Source organism: Paracoccus sp. 08 (assembly GCF_024105395.1).
Lineage (GTDB): Bacteria > Pseudomonadota > Alphaproteobacteria > Rhodobacterales > Rhodobacteraceae > Paracoccus > Paracoccus marcusii.
The window spans coordinates 127,441-151,816 of record NZ_WEKR01000005.1; the positions used below are offsets into that span (position 1 = coordinate 127,441).

General features: G+C 64.1%; 23 protein-coding genes and 1 pseudogene. 20 read left to right on the forward strand and 4 right to left on the reverse strand.

From position 1 onward, the window contains the following. Positions 1–252: 252 nt before the first annotated feature. Positions 253–1,524, forward strand: coding sequence for a site-specific integrase (locus GBO37_RS02785; protein ID WP_252927123.1), 1,272 nt, complete (start codon positions 253–255; stop codon positions 1,522–1,524). Between the two features lie 3 nt (positions 1,525–1,527). Here the strand turns inward: GBO37_RS02785 and GBO37_RS02790 are convergent, their stop codons facing one another. After that, on the reverse strand, positions 1,528–2,130 hold the full coding sequence (locus GBO37_RS02790; protein WP_252927017.1) for a hypothetical protein: 603 nt from the start codon (positions 2,128–2,130) through the stop codon (positions 1,528–1,530). 622 nt (positions 2,131–2,752) lie between these two features. Between GBO37_RS02790 and GBO37_RS02795 the strand changes: the two genes are divergently transcribed. From GBO37_RS02795 to GBO37_RS02870, 16 genes and pseudogenes are all read left to right on the forward strand, one after another. Further along, complete coding sequence (locus tag GBO37_RS02795) at positions 2,753–3,001, forward strand: AlpA family transcriptional regulator (protein WP_252927020.1); 249 nt, start codon at positions 2,753–2,755, stop codon at positions 2,999–3,001. Then, positions 2,998–3,237, forward strand: coding sequence for a hypothetical protein (locus GBO37_RS02800; protein WP_252927023.1), 240 nt, complete (start codon positions 2,998–3,000; stop codon positions 3,235–3,237). Before GBO37_RS02795 ends, GBO37_RS02800 begins: the two co-directional genes overlap by 4 nt. After that, on the forward strand, positions 3,234–3,629 hold the full coding sequence (locus tag GBO37_RS02805) for a VRR-NUC domain-containing protein (protein WP_252927025.1): 396 nt from the start codon (positions 3,234–3,236) through the stop codon (positions 3,627–3,629). Before GBO37_RS02800 ends, GBO37_RS02805 begins: the two co-directional genes overlap by 4 nt. Next, positions 3,626–4,633 (forward strand): helix-turn-helix domain-containing protein, encoded by a 1,008-nt coding sequence (locus GBO37_RS02810; protein ID WP_252927028.1) that lies wholly within the window; start codon positions 3,626–3,628, stop codon positions 4,631–4,633. The genes GBO37_RS02805 and GBO37_RS02810 overlap by 4 nt, the downstream gene beginning before the upstream one ends. Before the next feature lie 71 nt (positions 4,634–4,704). After that, a pseudogene (locus GBO37_RS21545) lies at positions 4,705–5,097 on the forward strand (DNA cytosine methyltransferase); the annotation flags it as partial. Between the two features lie 52 nt (positions 5,098–5,149). Beyond that, positions 5,150–5,722: a DNA methyltransferase gene (locus GBO37_RS02820; RefSeq protein WP_252927034.1), complete on the forward strand. Its 573-nt coding sequence runs from the start codon at positions 5,150–5,152 to the stop codon at positions 5,720–5,722. Continuing rightward, the gene (locus GBO37_RS02825; RefSeq protein ID WP_252927037.1) at positions 5,719–6,381 is read left to right on the forward strand and encodes a hypothetical protein; all 663 of its coding nucleotides are present in this window, start codon (positions 5,719–5,721) and stop codon (positions 6,379–6,381) included. Before GBO37_RS02820 ends, GBO37_RS02825 begins: the two co-directional genes overlap by 4 nt. Before the next feature lie 121 nt (positions 6,382–6,502). Beyond that, a complete protein-coding gene (locus GBO37_RS02830; protein ID WP_252927041.1) occupies positions 6,503–6,712 on the forward strand; it encodes a helix-turn-helix domain-containing protein in 210 nt (69 codons plus the stop codon). Next, on the forward strand, positions 6,705–9,770 hold the full coding sequence (locus GBO37_RS02835; protein ID WP_252927044.1) for a BPTD_3080 family restriction endonuclease: 3,066 nt from the start codon (positions 6,705–6,707) through the stop codon (positions 9,768–9,770). The genes GBO37_RS02830 and GBO37_RS02835 overlap by 8 nt, the downstream gene beginning before the upstream one ends. Before the next feature lie 121 nt (positions 9,771–9,891). Further along, positions 9,892–10,680: a hypothetical protein gene (locus tag GBO37_RS02840; RefSeq protein ID WP_252927045.1), complete on the forward strand. Its 789-nt coding sequence runs from the start codon at positions 9,892–9,894 to the stop codon at positions 10,678–10,680. A gap of 3 nt (positions 10,681–10,683) precedes the next feature. Further along, positions 10,684–13,590: a site-specific DNA-methyltransferase gene (locus GBO37_RS02845; protein WP_252927047.1), complete on the forward strand. Its 2,907-nt coding sequence runs from the start codon at positions 10,684–10,686 to the stop codon at positions 13,588–13,590. A 4-nt stretch (positions 13,591–13,594) separates the two neighbouring features. Continuing rightward, positions 13,595–14,419 carry a hypothetical protein gene (locus tag GBO37_RS02850; RefSeq protein ID WP_252927049.1) on the forward strand — a complete coding sequence of 275 codons (825 nt, stop codon included), beginning with the start codon at positions 13,595–13,597 and terminating at the stop codon, positions 14,417–14,419. 14 nt (positions 14,420–14,433) lie between these two features. Further along, a complete protein-coding gene (locus GBO37_RS02855) occupies positions 14,434–16,524 on the forward strand; it encodes a 3'-5' exonuclease (RefSeq protein WP_252927051.1) in 2,091 nt (696 codons plus the stop codon). 411 nt (positions 16,525–16,935) lie between these two features. After that, positions 16,936–18,198, forward strand: coding sequence for a DNA methyltransferase (locus tag GBO37_RS02860; protein ID WP_252927054.1), 1,263 nt, complete (start codon positions 16,936–16,938; stop codon positions 18,196–18,198). Next, a complete protein-coding gene (locus GBO37_RS02865; RefSeq protein WP_252927056.1) occupies positions 18,195–19,523 on the forward strand; it encodes a site-specific DNA-methyltransferase in 1,329 nt (442 codons plus the stop codon). The genes GBO37_RS02860 and GBO37_RS02865 overlap by 4 nt, the downstream gene beginning before the upstream one ends. A 90-nt stretch (positions 19,524–19,613) precedes the next feature. Continuing rightward, positions 19,614–20,234, forward strand: coding sequence for a hypothetical protein (locus tag GBO37_RS02870; RefSeq protein ID WP_252927059.1), 621 nt, complete (start codon positions 19,614–19,616; stop codon positions 20,232–20,234). Between the two features lie 32 nt (positions 20,235–20,266). Here the strand turns inward: GBO37_RS02870 and GBO37_RS02875 are convergent, their stop codons facing one another. The 3 genes from GBO37_RS02875 to GBO37_RS02885 form a co-directional block, all read right to left on the reverse strand. Beyond that, entirely contained in the window at positions 20,267–20,842 is a 576-nt protein-coding gene (locus GBO37_RS02875) for a DUF3489 domain-containing protein (RefSeq protein ID WP_252927063.1), read from the reverse strand. Between the two features lie 95 nt (positions 20,843–20,937). Further along, positions 20,938–21,165, reverse strand: coding sequence for a hypothetical protein (locus GBO37_RS02880; RefSeq protein WP_252927066.1), 228 nt, complete (start codon positions 21,163–21,165; stop codon positions 20,938–20,940). Between the two features lie 111 nt (positions 21,166–21,276). After that, a complete protein-coding gene (locus GBO37_RS02885) occupies positions 21,277–21,492 on the reverse strand; it encodes a hypothetical protein (protein ID WP_252927068.1) in 216 nt (71 codons plus the stop codon). Positions 21,493–21,626: 134 nt separating this feature from the next. On the opposite strand from GBO37_RS02885, the gene GBO37_RS02890 reads away from it, so the two are divergent. The 3 genes from GBO37_RS02890 to GBO37_RS02900 are packed head-to-tail and all read left to right on the forward strand — an operon-like array spanning position 21,627 to position 24,374. Beyond that, positions 21,627–22,163, forward strand: coding sequence for a hypothetical protein (locus GBO37_RS02890; protein WP_252927070.1), 537 nt, complete (start codon positions 21,627–21,629; stop codon positions 22,161–22,163). Then, positions 22,111–24,162: a phage terminase large subunit family protein gene (locus GBO37_RS02895; protein ID WP_252927072.1), complete on the forward strand. Its 2,052-nt coding sequence runs from the start codon at positions 22,111–22,113 to the stop codon at positions 24,160–24,162. The genes GBO37_RS02890 and GBO37_RS02895 overlap by 53 nt, the downstream gene beginning before the upstream one ends. Continuing rightward, entirely contained in the window at positions 24,162–24,374 is a 213-nt protein-coding gene (locus GBO37_RS02900) for a phage head-tail joining protein (protein WP_128515404.1), read from the forward strand. The genes GBO37_RS02895 and GBO37_RS02900 overlap by 1 nt, the downstream gene beginning before the upstream one ends. Positions 24,375–24,376: the final 2 nt, after the last annotated feature.

Below are 24,376 nucleotides of genomic sequence, written 5' to 3' on the forward strand. Positions count from 1 at the left end.
CTCCTGAACCGTAACCCTCTACAAGTGATGACGCGGAATGAGGCGAACGTCGATAAAAATTCGACACCGGTCGGCTGTTCCAGCCACTCCTGAGATCGAGGGCGCGACCGTCTAACCCATTGATCCCCTTGTCCGGAACGCCCCTCCCCACCCCAGTTCCACCTTCTGCCTGTATTCCGGTCCCGGCCCCGTGGTCCGACTTGATAGTGGCGCGGGTCTACGCCTGTGTCGTCGGGCAAGGAGACGGGATGGATGGTCAAGAGACTGAAACTGAATGAGAAAACCCTGCGTGAGGCGGAGCCGAAGCCCGGCGTCAGCTATCAGATCTTCGACACGGAAGTGATCGGCTTCGCCGCCCGGGTGCAGGCCTCGGGCGCGCGGACCTTCACCATCGACTACCGCCATGCAGGGCGGCAGCGGCGGATGACCATCGGACGCTGGCCGGAGTGGAGTGTCACGGCCGCGCGCGAACGCGCCAAGGAACTGCGGCGCGCCATCGACGAGGGGCAGGATCCTCTGGCAGCGCGGGACGAGTGGCGCGGAGCCCCGCGCGTCACGGACATGATCGACCGCTACATCGCCGAGCATCTGCCGAAACTCGCCAAGACCAACGCGGGCGACCAGGTTTCGATGCTGAAGAAAATGGTGGAACCGGCCTGGGGCAACCGGCTGGTGACGGAGATCACCAAGTCCGATGTCGCGAAGTTCCTCGATTTCGTGGCCGAGGGGCGCCCCCGTCCCTGTAAGGCGAAACCAAACAACCGGGCGCGCAGGCTGCAGGGTCACAAGCCCACCCCGATCCGCGCCAACCGCATGGGCGAGGTGCTGCGCAAGATGTTCACGCTGGCGATGGAATGGGAATGGCGGACGGACAACCCGGCGCAGGGGTTCCATCGGCGCATCGAACATGCCCGCGAACGCTTCCTGTCGCCCGAGGAACTGACCCGGCTGGCGGCTGTGCTGGATGCGGCCGAGGATCAGCGCGCCGCGGCGATCATCCGCATGTGCATGTTGACCGGCGCCCGGGTGGGCGAGGTCCGGACGGCCCGGTTCGAACAGTTCAACCTCGACTATGCGATCTGGTCGAAACCCGCCTCGACCACCAAGCAGCGAAAGATCCATCGCGTCCCGATTTCGCAGGACGTAGCGGCCATCGTGCGCCTGCGCCAGCACGCGGTACCGCGGGGAAACCCGTGGCTCTTCCCCGGCGACACGGTCGGGCAACCGGTGCGGGAAATCCGCCGCTTCTGGGCCAAGGCTCAGAAAAATGCCGGGCTGGCCGACGTCCGGATCCATGACCTGCGCCACACCTTCGCCTCGCTTCTGGTCAGCGGCGGCGCATCACTGGAAATGATCGGCAAGCTCTTGGGCCACAGTCAGATGCAGACCACCCAGCGCTATGCGCACCTGATGGATTCCCCCCTGCGCGCAGGCGTCGACACGGTGGCCAGCCTCCTGCGGCCGCGGCCGCGCCTCGTGCATGGCGCGGCGCAGGACGGGGCCGACCTGCCGAAATCGGCCTGACCCTCACACGGCCTCCTCGCCGCGCAACTTGCGCCAGAGGGACATCAGTCTCTTGCGGATGGTGCTTTCATCCGGCACTTCGCCCGACTTCGAATTCTGGACGAACCAGTCTTGAACCAGCGAAACCAGCGCGGTCTGGGTGTCGGGCACGCCTTTCTCGAACAGGAGAACGGTCAGCCATGCATACATGGAATCCCAATCGTAACGAGGACTGGCGCCGATGGTGGACGCCGGTCGTCGCAGCAGATCGCGTTCTTCCTCGAACTGCTGCAGGGATCCCGCCGACAAGAGAAGGTCCGATGACCGGATCGGCACGCCGTCGGGAGGGTCGGTCACCTTCAGCCAGGTCTTGGACCCGGGCGGCATCACCCGCCGCAGCCGTGCCTGTTCGTCGCTCGGGCCAATCCTTCTAAACATCGGCATCAGTTCGGCGATCGGCACTTCGACCAGACCGGCGACAGTCTCGTCTCCACAGCTGACCGGCGGAATGCCTGCCAACACCTGAAGGTGTCCTGCCGCGGCCCAGCCCGCGACATCGGCCGGGGGACATCCCCAGCGCACGGCAATTTCGTAGATGGAATAGAAGGCGACGGGCGGCAAAGGCATGAACGAACTCCTCTCAGACATACGGCATCCTTCGGCCAAAGCCGTTGGATTGCGGGATACAAAAACCCGCCGTGCCAGGCACGCGGGTGGACTGGCTGCAGCCCACGTCGTCGAGGAAAACTGCCTGTAATTGGGCACCCCACCCCAAGAGGGGCGGCACCTGGCTTCGGTTGCCTTGTCGATTCTTATGTTCTGCTCAACCACGAATCTACGCATCCGGAAGGCGAACGATCAACCAGAATCCTGCACTGGCGCACCGGAACAAAAAAAGAACTTGTGGATATCATCCAGAACCGTCGGAACCCGACCGGAACGGTCCATTCCGACAATTCCGGTCCCTGAGAAACCGGCGAAACCGCCTCAGCGCCGCCCAATCAGCCCCAAGCTGACGAAGCGATGGCGACGAAGTGCGGATTGTCGCCAGGAACCGGCGCTTGGGATGCGCTGCGAGGGCTGCGGCAACGCTTGTCGCGTCGCGCGCTATCCGCTGAAAGTCCAATAAAGCAAGGGGTGGAATTGGGAGGTAGCGGCCAATTCCACCTTCCGCCTGTCTTCCGCTCCTCGCGCTCTGCTTCGCTGAAACCGCCCCCGGCAGAGGGGCGCGAGGCGAACGGAGCAGCCCATGAAAGACATGCAAGATGACCCGGTGGAGGAGGTCCCTGACCTCCTGGCCGACTGGATCAGCCGCGAGCAGCTGGCCCGCGCGCTGGGCTTGACCACAGATACTTTGTCGCGGTGGGAGGCCCGCCGTCAGGGGCCGCCATGCACACGCATAGGTCGTAAGACCTTCTATCGCCGCGTGGCCATTCAGGAATGGATCAGGGCGCAAGAACAGGCCCACCCGGTGCGCAAGACACGGGGGCGGTCATGACCATCCACACCCGCAGTTCCACTTGGCCCGCCGACCGCGTAGCCGAGGCCCGCGCCGTGATCGCCGACGTCGCGCATCACAGCGATCTCCTGATCCGGCTCGCCTGCAACGTGCTCGTCCAGCATGGCGAGACCTCGGCCGAACGCGCGGACGCGCAGCGATTGCTGGTGGTGGTCGATGCACGGCGGCCAGTGCTGCGTGCCCAGCGCGAAGACCAGGGGAGGGCCGCGCGATGAAGCGCCGTGGCACCCCCGAGGCTGATCTTCAGCGTGCCGTGGTGCAGGCGCTGCGCATCGCCCTCCCCCGCTCTGCCATCATCCATCACTGCGCAAACGAGGTCACCGAAGCCGGGCCCCGCGGTGCCAAGCGCCAGGCGATCCTCGTCGGCATGGGCGTCCATGCCGGGTTCGCCGATCTAATGGTCCTGTGCGAGGGCCGCGTCCTGTTCCTCGAATTGAAAGCGCCGAAGGGGCGGCTGCGGCCGGAGCAGGAGGTGTTCCGCGATGCCGTTCTGGCGCAGGGGTTCGGCTGGGCGCTGGTGCGCAGTCTCGACGACGCGCTGGGCGCGCTCGCCGATCATGGCTTCACCTCGCGCATCGCCCCTGCCCCGCGGAGGCCCGCGCCATGAGCCACGAGGCCACCAACTGGGCCATCAAGCAGCGCGGGCTGAAGCCGACGACGAAGATCGTGCTTTGGCACCTCTGCGACCGGTTCAACCCGGATTATGGCTGCTTTCCCTCGCAGGATCGGCTTGCGCATGACTGCGAGATCAGCCGGTCGACGCTGAACGATCACCTTGGCCAGCTGGAGGCCGTGGGCCTGCTGCGGCGCGTGCCGCGGCTCGATCCTGTGACCAAGCGCCAGCTGCCCACCCGCTACATCCTGGGGTTCGAGCCGGGGTTCACACCCGTGGCTGTGGTGCCGTGTCCGGAAATCGGACACGGGGAGGACGAGGGCGCGGAAATCGCTGACTTGGCCGAGGGTTCGCCCCTCGATACCGCGGCCGACACCCTGCCGTGTCCGGATTTCGGACACGGGGATGGCCGGGAAGCCGTGTCCGATTTTCCGGGGAACCCGTGTCCGGAAAATGCCGAAAGCCGTGTCCGGAATTCGGACACTAACCCTGTAAGGGAACCTCTAAGTAAACCAGTAAAGGAGGAGGAGGGCGCGAAGGCGCGCGCAGCGATTTCCGATGAGGTTTTCGGAGACCTGCTGGACGCGCTGGGCCTCGACCCCGACGCCCTGCCCGGCTGGTGGCAAGGCTGGCCGCCCCGCCTGCACGTCCAGCGCTGGCGAGACGAACTTGGCCTGACCGAGGCGGAGATCATCGCTGCCGCCGAGGCCTCCCGCGAGGAGCATCCCGAACCACCCGATGGGCCCAAGGCGCTGGACCGGGCGATGCAACGCGCCGCCCAGCGCAAGGTCGAGGATGCCGGTCGCAAGCGCCGGAAGCCCAAAGCGTCCCCCGCCCCGGCGGCAAAGCCGATCACCGACCTGCCCGCCTTCTACGCCGATCTGGTGAATTCCGACCGTTTCCTGCCAGCCAGCATGATTTCCAACACCATGCGCGACGCCATGCTGGCGAGGGGACTGGTCACGGCCGAACGCCTGCGCGAGCGCGGGGTGCGGTGAATGGCATGGTGTCACGTCCCCGGCACGGATTGTCCCTCTGCGCAGGCGGCGGAGGCCTTGATCTGGGCCTCATGCTCGCCGAACCCGGCTATCACACCCGCGCCTTCGTCGAATGGGAGGACTGGCCAAGGACGGTGCTCATCGCGGCGCAAGCAGCCGGATACTTCGCCCCGGCCCCGATCTGGACCGACCTGCGCAGCTTCGATGCCCGGCCCTTCCGCGGCGCCTTCGATGCCGTCCTGGCCGGATACCCTTGTCAGCCCTTCAGCGCGGCAGGAAGGCGCGGCGGCGCCGACGATCCCCGCCACCTGTGGCCCGATGTCGCCCGCGTCATCGGGGCATGCCGTCCCGAATGGGTGTTCCTCGAAAATGTCGCCGGTCACGTCACCCTCGGCCTCGAAACCGTCCTGCGAGAGCTTTGGGGATTGGGCTACACGCCTGCGGCGGGCCTGTTCTCGGCGGCAGAGGTCGGCGCGCCGCATGAACGGCTGCGTATCTTCATCCTGGCCCACACCGATGAGCCTGCATCCCGGCACTGGCCGCTACAACCCGGCCGGGAACAGCGACTTTACCCGGAAGGCCGAGGCGCTGGCGCTGGGCATCGCGAAGGCCCTGCCGAACCACTGGCCGACACCGGCCGCCCAGAACTGGAAGGGGTCGAGCCAGGCCAGCATCACCCGGACCGACGGCAAATCCCGGATGGACCTGCTGCACTACCGAGCCGAGCAGGGCTTCACCCGCCCGGCCCCGGCGACCTTGCTGGGTGGTCCGCGGTCCTTGCCACACGCCCCGATCTCGCGCCCGCTCTGGGCTTCGATGATTGCCTTGCATGGGCGCGCCGTCTCGCGGCGGATCCTGAAGGGCCGGTCGCGGCGGCGGCTGAACCCACTCTTCGTCGGATGGCTGATGGGTTGGCCCATCGGGCACGCGCTCTGCGCCTGCTCGGGAACGGAGTTCACCCTCTGGCAGCAGCACATGCGTGGCGCGCTCTCGCAGCTGCCCATGGCCTCGGGCCCGTGGATCTGGCGGCCGACGGACGCTGCCCAGCGCCCGGCGCAGATGGATTTCCTTGAAGGATTGCAGCCATGAGTTTCCACGGCCGCGTCAGCGGCACCAGGATCAAGCGCGCGCTGGGCGTGCAGGCGGCGCTGGAATGGGCGTTCCGGATCGAACAGGCGCAACTGGAACTACCCCTCCCCCCAGACGTCACCGAGGAAGGCTTCGGCTTCGGCCTGGAATACGTCCTCCTCCAGCGCGCCGTGCTGGGCTGCAAGATCGACGGCGGCCAGCACAAGATCGGCGGCTACACCCACGAGGACGCCGAGGTCATCGCCGCCGCGGTCGCCGGGATCCCCGACAGCCTCGGCGGCAAGCGCATGGCGATCCGCGTTGCCGAATTGGCCCGCGCCGGGCTGACCCCGGACTGGATGCCCGGCGCCGTCCCGCGCTGCGTGCCGACCATCGTGAAACAGAACCAGCACGGCACGCATGCGGGGACCATCGTCGTAGGCACCGAGCGCGTCCGGGTGCGTGGCCCGAGCGTGCGTGCCACATGGAAGACCATCGACATCCTGGCCTGCCCCGTCACCTTCTCTCCCCATCCCCATCAGATCGCTTCCGCCCGGCGCGGCTATGACGACTGGTGGCAGGCCCTGGGCTGGGTCCGCGAGGGGCTGATCGAGGGCGGGATGCTGCGGGAGGTCGAGGTGACGGCGGCGATGCCGAAAGCCCGGCCGTGGCTGAGATAGAGCGCACCTTGGATTTGAAGAGCATGATCAGGCTGCCTACAACCCGCAGCAATGATACCCTAGTAATGTCTGGCAAAGTTTGGCAACTTCATCCGCATCACATTTGAGGGGGAGCAGGTCCATGGAGGACCCCATTCTCACTTTGCCAGAGGTCGCCGTTTTGTTGAAGGTTGCAGAGAAGACTGTCTACACGATGGCACAAACCGGCCAGATTCCGGCATTCAAGGTCCGGGGCCAGTGGCGATTCAAACGCGACGACATCGAACGGTGGATCGACGAACAGAAGGCAGCCGTAAAGGGGAACCTCGGGAAGGACGCCCCCAATGTCTGAGCAGTTCTTTGAACAGCCGATCCTCAACTCTCCTTACGAATATCCTGGCCGCCATTGGGAACTGGACGATGATGGCCAGCCAACGAACCGCATTGTCGAGTCTAGGCGCCGCTCAGACCTGATCACGCCCGTCCCCAAGACGAAGAAGCAGCGGCAAAGTCAGAAGCAGGGCGCTCTGCTGCTTGGTGCGGATGACGAACTTTCAACGGCAGATCAGGAATACAACCCCACTCCGATCATCAACGAAGTCCGGGGATATGTCGAAACGTGGCGCAACCTTCCGAACCCGGACCAGTGGCTGGTTACGCCGGAAACGGCCCGCCTGCTGCAACATTGGCGGCACCACAAGTTCGAGGGCGTTCGACCCTTCTTCTGCCAGATCGAGGCCGTCGAGACCGCGATCTGGTTGACCGAGGTCGCGCCGAAGATGGGGCCGCGCGTTGCCAAGTTCTGGGCGCACATAAAGGGCGCCAACGAGCAGGCCAATCCCGAACTGATGCGCCTGGCGCTGAAGCTCGCGACCGGGGCGGGCAAGACCACCGTCATGGCGATGCTGATCGCCTGGCAGACGGTGAACGCCGTGCGCCACCCGAACAGCAAGCAGTTCTCCAGCCGGTTCCTTATCGTCTCGCCGGGCATCACGATCCGGGATCGGTTGCGCGTCCTGCTGCCGAACGACCCTGAAAGCTACTATCGCTCACGCGAGATCACGCCGCCCGACATGCTGCGTGACATCCAGGCCGCCAAGATCGTCATCACCAACTATCACGCTTTCAAGCTGCGCGAAAAACTGGTGATCGCCAAAGGCACGAGGCAGGCGCTTGAGGGCTGGCGCGGTGACAAGGTCCAGACGCTGGAGACCGAAGGCGAGATGATCCAGCGGGTCATGGGCGACCTGATGGGCCAGAAGAACATCGTCGTTCTGAACGACGAGGCGCATCACTGCTATCGCGAGCGGGTGAAGGACGCCGTCGGCGAAACCGAGGAAGACCTGAAGGGCGACGAGAAAAGCGAGGCGAAAGAGAACAATGAGGCCGCCCGGATGTGGATATCCGGTCTGGAAGCGGTCAGACGGAAGCTCGGCATCAGCCTCGTCTACGACCTGTCGGCCACGCCGTTCTTCCTGCGTGGGTCAGGGTACATCGAGGGCACGCTGTTCCCTTGGACGATGTCCGACTTTTCGCTGATGGACGCCATTGAATGCGGCATCGTGAAACTGCCGCGCGTGCCGATTGCCGACAATGTGCCGGGCGGCGATACGCCGAAGTTCCGCAACCTCTGGGACCACATCGGCAAGAAGCTCCCCAAGAAGGGCCGCGCCGCGGGCAAGGCGCTCGATCCGTTCAGCCTTCCGGTCGAGCTGCTGACCGCATTGGAAGCCCTTTATGGTCACTACGAAAAGACCTTCCTGCTTTGGCAGGACAAGGGGATCGGCGTTCCGCCGGTGTTCATCGTCGTCTGCAACAACACGGCGACGTCGGAACTGATCTACAAGTACATTTCGGGCTTTGATCGGGTCAGCGACGACGGCATCGAGACCACCCTTGAAAACGGCCGTCTTGCCCTCTTCCGGAACTACGACGACTTCGGCAACCGGATGCCGCGGCCGAACACGATACTGATCGACAGCGCCCAGCTGGAGTCCGGCGAGGCGCTCGACAAGGATTTCCGCGAGATGGCGGCTGTCGAGATCGAGCAGTTCAAGCGCGAGATGATCGAACGCACCGGCGACATAACCGCAGGCGACAAGATCGACGAGTCGACCCTTCTGCGCGAGGTCATGAACACCGTCGGCAAGAAGGGCCGCCTTGGGGAACAGATCCGCTGCGTGGTCTCGGTCTCCATGCTGACCGAAGGGTGGGACGCGAACACCGTCACCCATGTGCTTGGCGTGCGCGCCTTCGGCACCCAGCTCTTGTGCGAGCAGGTGATCGGTCGCGCGCTGCGCCGCCAGTCCTACGACCTGAACGACGAGGGGCGCTTCAACGTCGAATATGCCGACGTCCTCGGCATCCCCTTTGACTTCACCGCGAAACCGGTGATCTCCCCCCCGGCCGCCCCGCGTGAAACTGTCCGCGTCCACGCGGTCAAGCCCGACCGCGACGCGCTGGAAATCACCTTCCCCCGGGTCGAAGGCTATCGGGTCGAACTGCCGGATGAACGGCTTGAGGCCAATTTCGGTCCCGATCACGTTCTGGAACTGACGCCCCAGCTTCTGGGCCCTTCCACCACCACCAACCAGGGCATCATCGGCGAAGGCGTTGATCTGACGCTGGAGCATCTGGACGACATGCGCTCGTCCACCATCCTGTTCCACCTGGCGCGGCACCTTCTCTACACCAAGTATCGCGACCCCGGCGAGGAACCGAAACTGCATCTCTTCGGCCAGCTAAAACGTATCACCCGCCAGTGGCTGGACGGCGGCTACCTGAAATGCTCCGGCGGCACCTATCCTGCGCAGCTGGTCTACAAGGAAATCGCCGACATGGCAGCCGAGCGGATCAAGGCGGCCATCACCGAAACGTTGAAGGGCGAAAACCAGATCAAAGCGATCCTCGACGCCTACAATCCCACCGGCACGACTGCCTACGTCAACTTCACCACGTCCAAGGCGCTGCGCTGGCAGACCCGCCCTGACAAATCCCATGTCAACTGGGTGGTCTGCGACAGCGATTGGGAGGCCGAGTTTGCCCGCGTCGCCGAAGGCCACCCGCGGGTGCTGTCCTACGTCAAGAACCAGGGGCTTGGCCTCGAGGTGCCCTACCTCTCCGGCTCGACCCCGCACAAATACCTGCCCGACTTCATCGTCCAGGTCGATGACGGCCGCCGCACCGAGGACGGCAAGCCCGACCCACTGAACCTGATCGTCGAGATCAAGGGCTACCGCGGCGAGGATGCCAAGGACAAGGCAAACACCATGCGCGCCTACTGGGTGCCTGGCGTGAACAACCTCGGCAAGTTCGGGCGCTGGGAGTTCGCCGAGTTCACGGCGGTTTACGAGATGGAAGCGGAGTTCGCAAAGCTGATCGGCAACTTCGGTTGTGTGGAGATCCTGTGAAGTGACGAGCAGCCTTATCAAGCCAACCAACGAGAACTTTGACAAGCATGCCGAACCAGTCTTGGCCAGATGGCTTGTCGAGGCCGCAATGAACCGAACAGATCTTACTTACGGGGAGGCGATGCTGCGCCTCGAGCAACAGGTGGGATTCTCAAGCATCGGTCGCGCAACACGCCTAGGGTACTGCGCGGGTCAAATTATGCACAATATCCATGCCGATTTTCCTGATGCGCCGCTTTTGAATACGCTGCTGGTACTGCAAGACGATCATATGCCAAGTACCGGTGCGGGCGGATTCATGGCCGCCCATTTCAGCGAGCCAAAGCTTGCGAAGGACGGCTTTCGGGACAGCAAACCCAAGATCTGGCGTGAATACTTTGAGAGCGCAGCAGAGGAAGTCTATGCCTTCCCAGATTGGCCGAAGGTCTATCAAACGGTTTATGGAAGGCCATATCAGCCGGACACCAGTAACATGTCACCGTCGAATCCGACCGGTGGCACTGAGAAGGATGGCATTGCCAGGGGGCGAGGCGGAGAAGGCCCCAACCACAAGGCGCTTCGCCTGTGGGTGCAAGCCAATCCAACTGCCGTTTTCCCAAGGCTGAAGGTCACTCGTACGGAAACGGAGGTCGATCTGCTATCGGGCGACCGCGTTGACGTCGTCTACTATGCCACAGAACGCACCATCGCCTTGGAAGTGAAGTCGAAGGACTCGAACGAGGCAGACCTGACCCGCGGCATCTACCAGTGCGTCAAGTATCGAGCCGTAATGCAATCTATGGACCCGCGCGCTGACGCTGACATTTCGGCCGTATTGGTCACCGAGCAAAAGCTGCCCGGCTATTTGAACGAACTGGCAAAACAGCTTGAGGTCCCGCACAAGCTGGTCTCGCCCAAGAAGGATACCTGACCCATGGCCAAGAAACCCATTGAGGTCGAAACCCTCACCCACGACGCCACGCGCAAGAACATCCCGACGGCCGAGTTCGAAAGCCTGATGCGCGATCAGGACAAGACGCCGATCCAGCTGGCCTACGAACGCCGCAACCGCGATCTTGACCCGCAGCTTGTCTGGCGCGGCAAGGATGAGCAGGACTGGTCTGACCTGATCGTTCAGGCGCCGCCGCTGTACATTCAGGAAAAGGTCCACCCCAAGGTCATCATCGACGACCTGAAGCGTGAAAGCGCGAACCGCGCCAAGGCGGCCAAGGACGCGCCGCAGTTCGACATGTTCGCCGATTTCAACGGCCTGCCGGATGCCGAGGCCGCGACCGAGTTCTATCAGCACGACCAGCACTGGTCGAACCGGATGATTTCGGGCGACAGCCTGTCGGTGATGGCCTCGCTGGCCGAGCGTGAAGGCTTGCGCGGGCAGGTGCAGTGCATCTATTTCGACCCGCCCTATGGCATCAAGTTCAACTCGAACTTCCAGTGGTCCACCACCAGCCGCGACGTGAAGGACGGCGACAAGACCCATGTGACGCGAGAGCCCGAACAGGTCCGCGCCTTTCGCGACACCTGGAAGGACGGCATCCATTCCTACCTGACCTACCTGCGCGACAGGCTGACCGTGGCGCGCGATCTGTTGGCCGAGAGCGGCAGCATCTTCGTGCAGATCGGGGATGAGAACGTCCACCGCGTGCGGGCGCTGATGGATGAGGTGTTTGGGGACGAGAATTGCGTTAGTCAGATTGCTTACCAGACCACGACTGGGCGCGCGAACACAAATCTGGCCTCCGCGTCAAACTACATTCTTTGGTTTGCAAAAGATTCAAAAAACCTAAAGTTTCGCGCAACGCTCCAGCCCAAGGAAGCAGGCGCATCCACGGAGCAAGTTTACAGAATGGCAATGTTGCCAGATGGAGTGTCTCGACGCTTGTCCGGTGGGTTGCGTGATGCTTCTTTGCGCCAAGATGAACGGGTATTTCGCCCAGATAACATTACAAGCTCCCGTCCAGCTGGAGACGGCGATCTTCGCCAGTTTAAGCATCAAGGGCGTAACTTTCCACCCGGGAAGGGGACATTCAAAAGTGATGAAAATGGCCTGAAGAGGCTGGCCAAAGGAGGCCGCATCTGGGTTGCAAAGAACAGTGTTCAGTATGTTCGGTTCTTGGATGACTTTGACGCCATCCCAATTTCAAACGTGTGGACGGATACGCAAACTGGCAATTTCACCGAAGACAAAGTCTATGTTGTTCAAACGGCGCAGAAGGTCATCGCTCGCTGCATCCTGATGACCACTGACCCCGGCGATCTGGTGCTCGATCCCACCTGCGGCTCGGGCACCACGGCCTATGTCGCCGAACAATGGGGGCGGCGCTGGATCACCATCGACACCAGTCGCGTCGCCGTGGCCCTCGCCCGCTCCCGCCTGATGGGCGCGCGCTATCCCTATTACCTGTTGGCCGACAGCAAGGAAGGGCAGCAAAAGGAAGGCGAGATCACCCGCACCCCGCCCAAATCCGCCCCCACCCACGGCAGCATCCGTCAGGGCTTCGTCTATGACCGCGTGCCGCACATCACGCTGAAATCCATCGCCAACAACGCCGAAATCGACGTGATCTGGGACAGGCTCCAGCCCGCCGTCGAGGATGCCCTCGCCGCCCTGAACGCCGCACTTGCAGGCCACTCCACCCCCTTCAAGGTGGAAACCGGCGGCCGCGCGGGCGCAAAGATCGACTTCACCGCGAGGGGTGAGGTCAAGCTCCCCTCTGGCGAGATGGCCCCGGCGAACGGCCTGATGGAATGGGAAATCCCGCGCGAGGCTCCCTCTGGCTGGCCCGCCACCGCGCAATCCGCCCTGAAGCGGTTCTGGGATGCCCGCATCGCCCGCCAGCGCGAAATCGACGCCAGCATCGCGGCCAAGGCCGAGTTCGAATACCTCTACGACAAGCCCTTCACCGACAATTCCAAGGTTCGCGTCGCCGGCCCCTTCACCGTGGAAAGCCTTTCGCCTCACCGCACCCTCGCCGTCGATTGGGATGACGAGCTGATCGACACCTACGAGGCCGCCGAGGGCAAGCGCAAGGCGGCCGAGGGTCCGCGCGACTTCACCGACTTCGCCCACATGATCCTGGAAAACCTGAAAGCCGCGGGCGTGCAGCAGGCGCACAAGGAGGACCGGATCACCTTCACCAGCCTCAAGGGCTGGCCCGGCAACTGGATCGCTGCCGAGGGCACCTTTATGGAAGGCGACACCCAGCGCCGCGCGGGCGTGTTCATCGGGCCAGAGTTCGGCACGGTGTCGCGCCCCGACCTGGTGGCCGCGGCGCGCGAGGCAGGCGACGCCGGTTTCGACGTGCTGATCGCCTGTGCCTTCAACTACGACGCCCACAGTTCCGAGTTCGACAAGCTGGGCCGCATCCGCATCCTGAAAGCCCGGATGAACCCCGACCTGCATATGGGCGCCGACCTGAAAACCACCGGCGCGGGCAACCTGTTCGTGATCTTCGGCGAGCCGGATATTCGCATCACCGATGCAGGCGACGATATGGTTCAGGTCCAGGTCTTCGGTGTGGACGTGTTCAAACCCCAGACCGGCGAGGTGCAAAGCGAAGGCACCGACGGCATCGCCTTGTGGATGCTGGACACCGACTACAACGAGGAGTCGTTCTTCGTTCGCCACGCCTATTTCCTGGGGGCGAACGACCCCTACAAGGCGCTGAAAACCACGCTGAAGGCCGAGATCGACGAAGAAGCCTGGGAGAGCCTGTATTCGGACACATCACGGCCGTTCGTTAAGCCGAAGTCAGGGCGGATCGCGGTCAAGGTCATCAATCACCTTGGGGATGAGGTGATGAAGGTATTTGCGGTGGAGTGATTCAATGAAGGCGCCAATTAGCAAGCCGGTCAACGACACTCAGCGCGCGTTCAACGAGCTCTGCGAAAAGGGCGGTGGGGTGAAAGGTGGCCCTGCCCGCGGCAAGGTATTGGCTTTGCTGAAGGAGTCGGGCCAGTCTCTCAACAAGATGGCCACTTCCGAGATGACCTCTCATCTGGCGGCCTTTCCCGCTGCCAACCCCTGGCATGTCTGCTTCGCCGTTGGCCTGTCCTGGGGCCACCTGGCTCAACTGGACCTCGCGTTCACGGAAGCTGTCTGCAACGTGCTCTCCGACTGGAACACAGCTGACCTTAACACCGCCAAGAGCTTCCACCTCGAGCGGGGCCCGACGCCCATCGAACAGTCGCTGACGGGCGCACACATGCTGTTCGGAAAGGTCACTCTTCCCAAGACCCTGCCTGATACGCTGGATAAACTCGGCAGGGCGCAAGAGCGGTGGCTCAGCCCCATACTGAATCCCAAGGAACGACCGCCGTACATCGGCGCGTGGAACGCGACGGCAATGTTCATGACTGCCTTGTTCGGTCAGCCTGCCCTAGCGATCTCGCAAAAATCACCACCGCCGATGTTGCCGCCCGGGGGGCCAATTTTTGCCGGGCTCAAGTTGCTTCACAATACCGGTATCCTCAGCAAATCTCCGGCTGGCAGCGAGCTGGACGACGCATCATTCGAGCCTGGCGCAATCTATGAAAACAATGGGCTGTTTGCTGAGCTCTGCGCTCAGCTTGCGGACTGGAGCCTGACCGACGTGCACTCGGGCGTATACATGCTGGGCACCAGGCATCCGCATTCAGGCAACTGGGTATAGGGGTTGGCGAACACATGGAATTTCGGATCGCCGACACCTTCACCGACAGTCTTGGCCGCCTGACGGCGCAGGAGCAGAAGGCGGCCAAAACCACCGCCTTCGACCTGCAACTGGACCCGACCTCGAACGGATTGTCCTTCCACAAGCTGGACCGCGCCAAGGACTCGAATTTCTGGTCGGTGCGGGTGAATGCCGACATCCGGATCATCGTCCACCGCACGGCCGCCAGCATCCTGCTCGTCTATGTCGATCACCACGACGACGCCTACAAATGGGCCGAACGGCGCAAGATCGAACGCCACCCGACGACCGGTGCCATGCAGCTGGTCGAGGTACGCGAGCGGGTTGAAGAGGTGGAAATCTTCAAACCGCGCGAGGTGGCCGCCACACCCGCCCCTGCTGCCAAACCTGCGGCCCGCCTGTTCGACAACCTGCGCAAGTTCGAACTGATGGCCTTTGGCGTGCCCGAAGAATGGGTTAACGACGTTCGCACAGCCACCGAAGACACGCTGTTCGACATCATCGAGCACTTGCCGCAAGAGGCGCAGGAAGCATTGCTGAAACTCGCCGTTGGCGAGAAACCACAACCGCCAGAGCCTGTGCCCGCCGAGGCCGATCCGTTTGCTCACCCGGACGCTCAGCGCCGCTTCCGCGTTCTGGCCAACGCAGAAGAACTGAAACAGGCGCTCGACTATCCCTGGGACAAGTGGGCGGTGTTCCTGCATCCGGCCCAAGCCGACCTCGTCGAACGGTCGTTCTCCGGCCCGACTCGGGTTTCGGGTTCGGCCGGGACGGGAAAGACCATCGTGGCGCTGCATCGAGCGGTCCATCTTGCCCGCGCTAATCCTTCTGCCAAGGTCTTGCTGACAACATTCTCGAAACCTCTGGCGAATGCCCTCCGAGCCAAATTGGCCAGCCTCGTGGGCAACGAGCCCACGGTTTCGGCGCGGATCATCGTCAGGGCGGTCTCGGCCGTAGGGTATGATCTTCATTCCGAGCGTTTCGGACAGCCCCAGATCGCCCCAAGCGCGCTGGTCAAGTCGCTGATCGATAAGGCAGCGGCCGAGGTCGAGGGGCACCGGTTCTCGCCTCAGTTCCTGATCGGAGAATGGAACGACGTCGTGGACGCTTGGCAACTTCGGTCGTGGGAGGATTACCGCGACGTGTCGCGCCTCGGGCGAAAAACCCGGATCGGCGGCAAGCAGCGCGAGACCCTTTGGGCCATCTTCGAACGTGTCCGTGCGGGGTTGAGAGACCGCGGCGCTGTGACGTGGTCGGATGTCTTCGGTCGGCTGGCGGATGCTTTCACCCAGGGTGGCACTCGGCCTTACGATTTTGCAGTGATCGATGAGGCGCAGGATCTTGGCGTGGCTGAGGCACGGTTCTTCGCCGCCTTGGCTGCGGGGCGCAGCGATGGCCTCTTCTTCGCCGGTGATCTTGGCCAGCGCATCTTTCAGCAGCCCTTCTCGTGGAAGGCGCTTGGCCTTGATGTCCGCGGCCGCTCTTTCACACTTCGCATCAACTACCGCACGTCACATCAGATCCGCACCCATGCCGATCGGCTCCTGCCGTCAACCGTTTCGGATGTGGACGGCAATACCGAAGGGCGGCGCGGCACGGTGTCGATGTTCGACGGCCCCCCGCCCATGGTGATGGCCTGCAGCGACAGTGATTACGAATGCCGCACGGTGGCAGGATGGATCACGGATCGATTGAAGGAGGGCTGCGCACCGCGCGAGGTCGGTATCTTCGTCAGGTCTGACGCGGAACTCAAACGTGCGCGTGCTGCCGCGAAAGCTGCAGGCGTTCGTTCGGTCGAACTGAGCGAAAAGGTCGAAGTGGAGGACGGCGCCGTTGCCATCAGCACGATGCACTTCGCGAAGGGGCTGGAGTTCCGGTCGGTGGTGGTCATGGCCTGCGACGACGAGGTGATCCCGCAATCAGAACGTATCGAGTCCGTGGCCGACGACGCGGACCTTGAGGAAGTCTACAATACCGAACGGCACCTGCTCTACGTCGCTTGCACGAGGGCGAGGGATCATCTGCTGGTCACGGGCGTCACACCGGTATCGGAGTTCGTCGACGACTTCCTCAAGGGGAGATGATCGAGGCGGTCGAAGACCCCCCTCCTCTGGTTCCTCGCCGACCCTGAACGTATGCGGGGGGGCGCAGCGCGGCGGTTCGGTAGCGGGGGGCATTTTCACCGGGGAAGCCAGGCGGAAGCCACCTTGCGACCCGGAGCCGAAAATCTTGAGTCAGATCAGCGGCTTGCGGAATCACGATCTGGCCGGGGTGGATTCCCGGCGGGAAGCCAGGGAAGCCACCTTCGGGGAAGCCAGGTGGGCAGAAGCCACCCCGAAAAGCCAATTCATTAGAAGCCGTTGAATCCGCTTCACTTTTCGGGTTGACAGACCTGCCCCCATTGACCTACCCCTTGATCATCGAAGAATTGCGCCCGGAGTAACCCCCTCGCGGGCGCTTTTCATTTTCCTCCCCCACATCCCGAGCCCCATCCCATGGACCTCGTCTTCGCGCCGAGCCAGGTAGAGTCTTGGCCGATTGCCCGGCTGCGCCCCTATGCCCGCAATGCCAAGATGCATGGCGACGATCAGGTGGCCAAGATCGCCGCCAGCATGGCCAAGTTCGGCTGGACCGTGCCCTGCATGGTGGCCGACGACGGCGAACTGATCGCGGGGCACGGCCGGGTGCTGGCCGCGACCATGCTCGGCCTAACCGAGGTGCCGGTGATCCGGCTCAGCCATCTCGACGAGGCCGAGCGCCGGGCCTACCGGATCGCCGACAACAAGCTGACGGAACTGGGCGAATGGGACGAAGCCCTGCTGCGCGACGAGATTGCGGGGCTGCTGGCCGAGGATTTCGACCTGACGCTGCTTGGCATCAGCGACGATGAGCTTGACGCGCTGCTGCGGGATCCCGACGCGCTGGGCGACGATGGTCCGGTCGAGGGCGAGGACGATGTGCCCGAACTTCCGGTCACGCCAGTGTCGGTGCCGGGCGACCTCTGGCAGCTGCGCGCGCATCGTCTGATCTGCGGCGACAGCACTGCGGCCGATGTCGTTGGGCGGCTGCTCGGTGATGTCCGCCCCCTGCTGATGGTGACCGACCCGCCCTATGGCGTCGAATACGATCCCTCCTGGCGCAATCAGGCTGGCGCGGCCAAGACGAAACGCACCGGCAAGGTGCTGAACGACGACCGGGCCGACTGGCGCGAGGCATGGACGCTGTTCCCCGGCGACGTCGCCTATGTCTGGCATGGCGCGCTGCATGCGGGGACAGTGGCCGAGAGCCTGACCGCAGCAGGTTTCGCCATCCGATCGCAGATCATCTGGGCCAAGGACCGGCTGGTCCTCAGCCGCGGGGACTATCACTGGCAGCACGAACCTTGCTGGTATGCGGTACGCGCCAAGGGCAAGGGTCACTGGGCCGGGGATAGGAAACAGACGACGCTGTGGCAGATCGCCAACCGGGATCAGGACGCCGACACGGTCCACGGCACCCAGAAGCCGGTCGAATGCATGCGCCGCCCGATCCTGAACAACTCGAGCCCCGGCCAGGCGGTCTATGAGCCCTTCATGGGATCCGGCACAACACTGATCGCGGCCGAGACGACTGGCCGGATCTGCTTCGGTGTCGAGCTGAACCCGGCCTATGTCGATGTCGCCATCGAGCGCTGGCAGTCCTTCACCGGCCAAGAGGCTGTGCTGGCAGAAACCGGCGAGACCTTCGCCGCCCTCAAGGCGAAGCGGCTCGCGGCATGAACGTGCCCCTCCTGCCCGGCCGGATCGAACACTGGCCGCTGGCCCGTCTCCGGCCATACGCCCGGAATGCCAAGACCCACGACGCCGACCAGGTGGCGAAGATCGCCGCCAGCATGGCCGAATTCGGCTGGACCGTCCCCTGCCTGGTTGCCGCCGACGGCGAGTTGATTGCAGGGCACGGCCGGGTCCTGGCCGCTGCCCGGCTGGGTCTGGCCGAGGCGCCGGTCATCGTGTTGGGCCATCTGACCGAGGCGCAGCGTCGGGCTTACCGGATCGCCGACAACAAGCTGACCGAACTGGGCGGGTGGGACGAGACGCTGCTGCTCGAGGAATTGCGCGGGCTGATGGCCGAGGACTTCGACCTCGGGCTGATCGGAATTCCCGAGGACGAGCTGGACGCGCTGCTGCATGACGCCGACGACCGCGCGCCCATCGACGATGACACCGCGGATACGATCCCCGAGGCCCCGGTCGAACCAATCACCAAGCCAGGCGACATCTGGCGGCTCGGGCATCACCGGCTGATCTGCGGCGATGCGACCGATCCGGCCGTGGTGGTGCGGCTGATGGACGGGGCGCAGGCCTCGCTGATGTTCACCTCCCCGCCCTATGCCAAGCAGCGCGACTATGGGGCGGCGAAGGAAAAGGTCGGTGATTGGGACGCGCTGATGCAGGGCGTCTTCGCCGCAGCGCCCGTCACCGCCGATGCGCAACTGCTGGTCAATCTCGGCCTCGTCCACCGGGACGGTGAGTGGATTCCCTATTGGGAGGGCTGGGTCGACTGGATGCGCGCGCAGGGCTGGCGGCGGTTCGGCTGGTATGTCTGGGACCAGGGTCCGGGCCTGCCAGGCGACTGGAACGGGCGGCTGGCGCCGTCGCACGAGTTCATCTTCCACTTCAACCGCCAGCCGCGAAAGCCGAACAAGACGGTCGAGAGCAAGCACGCGGGCGAAACACTGGGCGGCGGCGGGTTGCGCGGGGCCGACGGCACGGTCCATCGCAAGACTGGCTTCGGAAACGCCATTCAGAGCCATCGCATCCCGGACAGCGTGTTCCGGATCATGCGCCACAAGGGCGGGCTGGGTGCCGCCGGATCGCACCCGGCCGTGTTCCCCGTGGCGCTGGTCGAGGCGGTGCTGGAAGCCTTCACCGATCCCGGCGACCTGGTGTTCGAGCCCTTCTGCGGTTCCGGCACCCAGCTGATCGCCGCGGAACGCACCGGGCGGCGCTGCTGTGCTGTGGAACTGGACCCGGTCTACTGCGACGTCGCGGTGCGGCGGTGGGAACTGGCGACTGGGCGGAAGGCTGTATTGGCGGTGGAGTAGCGCCATTTTGGCGGGCCTTTGGAGGCTTGGATCAACCTCAAACCAAGTCTATTCTCCCTGTCATCAGCTTCCGGATGAGATGGTGGATCCTTGGGAATCGAACATTGGGATGAAACCAGACAGCGCTGGATCCTTTATCGCAGTGAGGCCGAACATAGTGCGGATTGCAGGGCCTATCCCTATGACGCCGTACCCGGGCGGATTTTTCTCGACACGAATGTTGTGAACCTGCTCGTGAATTACCCAGACCAGATTTTCGAGCAGCAGCCGCTACCGAGTATCGAGGACGCGTTACTTGCAGAGGACCTCGAAGCGCTTATGCACATCTTCTACGTTGGCAGGCGGGCAAACTGGGCGATCATGGCATCCCGAAAGACGCTTGATGAGGTTGACAATACGCCCGATCCCGAACACCGCCAGCGGCTGCGAGACTTCGCTGTAGAGTTGATTTCGCCTGAAGACGAAGCGAACGCTTACGCTTCCGTGGTCGGGCGGCGCATGATCGATGCTCCTTTCACCCGCCGATTGCCCGACAAAGCGGATCGGGAACTGATTGGAAATGCCGTCGGCCTCGAATGTGACGTCTTTTGCACAAGAGATCGGCGGACAATTATCAAGAAGCGCGACCAGTTGAGGCTATTGCCGATCAGGGTTCTCACTCCTTTGGAGTGGTGGCGGCATGTTCGCCCTTGGGCTGGCCTATGCACCTAGGCGGGCCCCACTGAAACCCATTTGGTTCCCGCCTAAGAAATTGCCTCTTTGACGAGGCGATATACGGTTCCCCTGCCCTTGTCTTTCTCGGCGCTGATGGGCAGGCTCAGCCTCTTCTTCAAGGCTCCCGAGATCGAGCCGCGGACGGTATGGGCCAGCCATCCGGTGGCCTCGACCATCTCGGCGACCGTCGCGCCCTCGGGGCGCTGGAGCATGGCGATGATCTGCGCCTGCTTGGTGCCAGCGCGGATGGCGACAGGCGTCGCGTTGTCGGTGTCGTCGGGCGTGCGCTCTGCCTCTTGCTTCGGCTTCGCCTTCCGCGCGCTGGCGACAGCGATGGCCACCACCGGCTCGATCCCGATGGCCTCCAGCCCGGCCTCGGTCGCGATCAGCGTGGTGCCGTGGCCGTCACCGGTCTCGCGCCACATCGGCTCATGGCGGCGCAGGTTGGCCTCGACCTCCTCGAGCCAGCCGCGGGCAATCATCTTGCCGACCACCATCTTGGCGGCGGCGCCGACCAGCCCCTCGGGCAGTGGCAGGGCGAGGTTGCCCGGCCGCGTCGCGGCGCGGGACAGGATCAGGGACTGGGTGTCGGACGGGGTGGTCATCGGGGCCTCCGGGCGCTGTGGCGCGCGCTGTGCGCGCCTTCTACGAAGGCAAGCCCCGTCATCGGACGGGGCGGCCGTCGCGCCGTATGGGCGCGTCAGGCGGCGTGTTCGCCTTCCTTGAAGGCGCTGTCGGTGATCTGGCGCAGCAGGCCCGCGTAGTGCTTCAGCGTCCCGACGTGCCCCCAATGGATCTCGTCGGGGTGGGTCTCGAAGTGGTCGTCGCTGAGGGCCTTCAGGCGTTCCAGCATCGTGTCGATCTCGGCCTTGGCGGTGATGAAGGCGTCGAGGGCCTTGTCGTTCGGGGCAGCGCGGCGGGTGGTCATGGCGGGGCATCCTTCGGTGAGTTGCATCGTTCTGGTGCGAACACCATCGTTCTGTCGGGCGGATGATCGTAGGCAAATCGGAGCAATATCAGTGCTTTCTGATCATTCCGCTCAAACCAGCCGCATCTCCGCCAGCGTGCGACTGGCAGCGCCAAGCTGGGCGGTCGGCAGTTCGATCTTCAGGTGCGACAGGACATCGGAGGCCTCGGCCCGAATCCCGCTCTCGCGCAGTGCCTGCTCGATGACCTCAGCAATGGCATCCGGGCGGCTCAGGTCGAAGCCCTCGGGAAGGGTGGAATAGTCGATGCGGATGGTGGTCGTGGTCATGATGAAGCCCTCCTGGGATCGGCGCGATGCAGCCTGTTGATGGACTAGAGAATCGCGCCGAAGGGGGAGACAATCAACGGGAATGATCGTCCTTTCCTGTTTATTCTCAATATCTTGAAAGGCTTCACAGCGCCATGAAGGGCATGAGCGAGCGGGAGTACGCGGCGCATTCCGGGCTGTCGCGCGGCGGGGTGCAGAAGGCGCGGAAGAACGGGCGGCTGGTGGTCCATGACGACGGGTCGATCAATGCCGCGGCCTCGGACGTGCGGCGGGCCGAGATGACCGACCCCGACCAGCAACGTCGGTCTCTTGGTGGTGACGGGCTGACCAGCGGCCCGGGCGAGACGACGTCCTATATCAAAGCGCGCACAGCGCTGACGGTCTACGCGGCGCAGGAACGTCAGCTGGCCGTCCAGAAGAAGAAGGGCGCGCTGGTCGACCGCGCGCGGGCGGAAACGCTGGTGTTTCGCCTGGCGCGGCAGGAACGGGATGTCTGGGTGACCTGGCCCGGACGGGTGGCAGCACTTATGGCGGCACAGATCATGGCGGAGGTGGAACGGCAATCCGGGGCATCGGTGACGATCGAGACCGCGATCATGCAGAGGGTGCTGGAAGCCCATGTCCGCGAACAGCTCGACGCCCTCGCCGACCTCCGGGTCTCGCTTGCATGATGAGGATGACGACAACGACCTGACCACGGGTCTCGACCTTGGCTTCGACGGCGCTGAAGACCTGCTGCGGGTCTGGCAACAGGGGATGCGCCCCGATCCGAACCTGACGGTGTCGGAATGGGCGGATCAGCATCGCTGGCTGTCCTCGCGCGGCGCGGCCGAACCGGGGCGGTACCGCACCGCCCGCGCGCCCTATCTGCGCGAGATCATGGATGCGCTGTCGCCAAGCCATCCGGCGCAGCGCATCACCTTCATGAAGGCGGCGCAGGTTGGCGCGACCGAGGCCGGGAACAACTGGATCGGCTTCGTCATCCATCATGCGCCGGGGCCGATGCTGGCAGTGCTGCCGAGCCTGGAACTGGCGAAGCGCACCTCACGGGGGCGTTTGGACCCGCTGATCGCGGATAGCCCGGCGCTCCGCGAACGGGTGAACCCGGCTCGATCCCGCGATGCGGGCAATTCGATGCTGTCGAAGGAATTTCCCGGCGGCATCCTGGTGCTGACCGGGGCAAACAGCGCCACTGGCCTGCGGTCGATGCCCGCGCGCTATGTCTTCCTCGACGAGGTCGACGCCTATCCGGCCTCGGCCGATGAAGAGGGCGATCCGGTCACGCTGGCCGAGGCCCGCACCACCACCTTCTCGCACCGGCGCAAGGTGTTCATGGTCTCGACCCCGACGATCCGGGGGCTGAGCCGGATCGAGCGCGAGTTCGAGGCATCGGACCAGAGGCGCTACTTCGTCCCCTGCCCGCATTGCGGGGCGATGCAATGGCTTCAGTTCGACCGACTGCGCTGGGCGAAGGGAAAGCCGGAAACGGCGGCCTATCACTGCGAAGGCTGCGAACGTACCATCGCCGAGCATCACAAGACCGAGATGCTGGCCCGCGGCGAATGGCGACCGACAGCGGTTTCCAGGGATCCGAAGGCCATCGGCTTCCACCTCTCGGCGCTCTATTCGCCGCTCGGGTGGAAAAGCTGGTCCGACGTCGCACGGGAATGGCTGGCGGCCCAAGGGTCGGACGAGACGCTGCGCGCGGCGCGCAACACGCTTCTAGGCGAGACATGGGTCGAGTCGGGCGACGCGCCGGAATGGCAGCGTCTGGCGGATAGGCGCGAAACCTGGAAACCGGGCACGGTGCCCGTGGCGGGTCTGTTCCTGACCGCGGGCGCCGATGTGCAGAGGGACCGGATCGAGGTCGACATCTGGGCTTGGGGACGGGGTCTCGAGTCCTGGCTTGTCGATCACATCGTCATTCCGGGCGGGCCTGACGATCCGGCAGCCTGGGACAAGCTGACCGCCCTTCTCGGCCGGTCGTGGCAGCATGCCAACGGCGCCTTCATGACCGTGGCACGGCTTGGCGTCGATACCGGCTACGAGGCCGCGGCGGTCTATGCCTGGTCGCGCAAGGTCGGGTTCGAGCAAGTGGCCCCGCTGAAGGGGCTTGAGGGCTTCAACCGCGCCGCCCCAGTTTCTGGCCCAACCTATGTCGATACCACCATCGGCGGGAAACGCCTGCGCCGCGGCGCGCGACTCTGGTCGGTGGCAACGGCGACGTTCAAGGCGGAGACCTACCGGTTCCTGCGGATCGAACGGCCCTCGGATGAGGACCGAGCCACCGGGACACTTGACGCCCCCGGCAGGATCCACCTGCCCGGCTGGGCCGACACCGAATGGCTGAAGCAGCTGGTGGCCGAGCAATTGGTCACCATCCGCAACAAGCGCGGCTATGCCCATCAGGAATGGCAAAAGATGCGCGAGCGGAACGAGGCGCTGGACTGCCGGGTCTATGCCCGTGCCACGGCATGGATCCTCGGCGCAGACCGATGGGACGAGGCGACCTGGCGGCGGCTTGAGGCGCAGGCGGGCGTGGAAACGCGCATGCCCAAGGCGACCGCAACCGACATCGCCACACAAGACCCGGCCCAACCCAAGGCCGGAACCCTGACCACGCCACGCCGGAAACGGCGGGCCTACACCCCGAACTTCATGAGGGACTGATGGACCTGGAACGCATGCAGGCCCTGCTCACGGCACTGCAGGAAGCCCGCTTCGCCGGGCTGCGCAGCGTCAGCTACGACGGCAAGACCGTGACCTATGGCTCGGACGCCGAACTGGCGACGGCGATCAGGGATCTTGAAGGCCGGATCGCGACCGCCTCTGCCACGCCGCGGCGTCGCCGCTGGGGCACCGTGGCCACGAAGGGTCTGTGACC

What these genes read in the sequence shown, in the direction of transcription:
- GBO37_RS02800 (WP_252927023.1), top strand. Translation starts at nt 2,998, where the DNA reads ATGACCATCCACACCCGCAGTTCCACTTGGCCCGCCGACCGCGTAGCC.
- GBO37_RS02825 (WP_252927037.1), top strand. Translation starts at nt 5,719, where the DNA reads ATGAGTTTCCACGGCCGCGTCAGCGGCACCAGGATCAAGCGCGCGCTG.
- GBO37_RS02810 (WP_252927028.1), top strand. Translation starts at nt 3,626, where the DNA reads ATGAGCCACGAGGCCACCAACTGGGCCATCAAGCAGCGCGGGCTGAAG.
- GBO37_RS02855 (WP_252927051.1), top strand. Translation starts at nt 14,434, where the DNA reads ATGGAATTTCGGATCGCCGACACCTTCACCGACAGTCTTGGCCGCCTG.
- GBO37_RS02805 (WP_252927025.1), top strand. Translation starts at nt 3,234, where the DNA reads ATGAAGCGCCGTGGCACCCCCGAGGCTGATCTTCAGCGTGCCGTGGTG.
- GBO37_RS02835 (WP_252927044.1), top strand. Translation starts at nt 6,705, where the DNA reads ATGTCTGAGCAGTTCTTTGAACAGCCGATCCTCAACTCTCCTTACGAA.
- GBO37_RS02790 (WP_252927017.1), bottom strand. Translation starts at nt 2,130, where the DNA reads ATGCCTTTGCCGCCCGTCGCCTTCTATTCCATCTACGAAATTGCCGTG.
- GBO37_RS02830 (WP_252927041.1), top strand. Translation starts at nt 6,503, where the DNA reads ATGGAGGACCCCATTCTCACTTTGCCAGAGGTCGCCGTTTTGTTGAAG.
- GBO37_RS02900 (WP_128515404.1), top strand. Translation starts at nt 24,162, where the DNA reads ATGGACCTGGAACGCATGCAGGCCCTGCTCACGGCACTGCAGGAAGCC.
- GBO37_RS02880 (WP_252927066.1), bottom strand. Translation starts at nt 21,165, where the DNA reads ATGACCACCCGCCGCGCTGCCCCGAACGACAAGGCCCTCGACGCCTTC.
- GBO37_RS02795 (WP_252927020.1), top strand. Translation starts at nt 2,753, where the DNA reads ATGAAAGACATGCAAGATGACCCGGTGGAGGAGGTCCCTGACCTCCTG.
- GBO37_RS02860 (WP_252927054.1), top strand. Translation starts at nt 16,936, where the DNA reads ATGGACCTCGTCTTCGCGCCGAGCCAGGTAGAGTCTTGGCCGATTGCC.
- GBO37_RS02820 (WP_252927034.1), top strand. Translation starts at nt 5,150, where the DNA reads ATGAGCCTGCATCCCGGCACTGGCCGCTACAACCCGGCCGGGAACAGC.
- GBO37_RS02875 (WP_252927063.1), bottom strand. Translation starts at nt 20,842, where the DNA reads ATGACCACCCCGTCCGACACCCAGTCCCTGATCCTGTCCCGCGCCGCG.
- GBO37_RS02890 (WP_252927070.1), top strand. Translation starts at nt 21,627, where the DNA reads ATGAAGGGCATGAGCGAGCGGGAGTACGCGGCGCATTCCGGGCTGTCG.
- GBO37_RS02785 (WP_252927123.1), top strand. Translation starts at nt 253, where the DNA reads ATGGTCAAGAGACTGAAACTGAATGAGAAAACCCTGCGTGAGGCGGAG.
- GBO37_RS02845 (WP_252927047.1), top strand. Translation starts at nt 10,684, where the DNA reads ATGGCCAAGAAACCCATTGAGGTCGAAACCCTCACCCACGACGCCACG.
- GBO37_RS02885 (WP_252927068.1), bottom strand. Translation starts at nt 21,492, where the DNA reads ATGACCACGACCACCATCCGCATCGACTATTCCACCCTTCCCGAGGGC.
- GBO37_RS02895 (WP_252927072.1), top strand. Translation starts at nt 22,111, where the DNA reads ATGTCCGCGAACAGCTCGACGCCCTCGCCGACCTCCGGGTCTCGCTTG.
- GBO37_RS02840 (WP_252927045.1), top strand. Translation starts at nt 9,892, where the DNA reads ATGCTGCGCCTCGAGCAACAGGTGGGATTCTCAAGCATCGGTCGCGCA.
- GBO37_RS02865 (WP_252927056.1), top strand. Translation starts at nt 18,195, where the DNA reads ATGAACGTGCCCCTCCTGCCCGGCCGGATCGAACACTGGCCGCTGGCC.
- GBO37_RS02850 (WP_252927049.1), top strand. Translation starts at nt 13,595, where the DNA reads ATGAAGGCGCCAATTAGCAAGCCGGTCAACGACACTCAGCGCGCGTTC.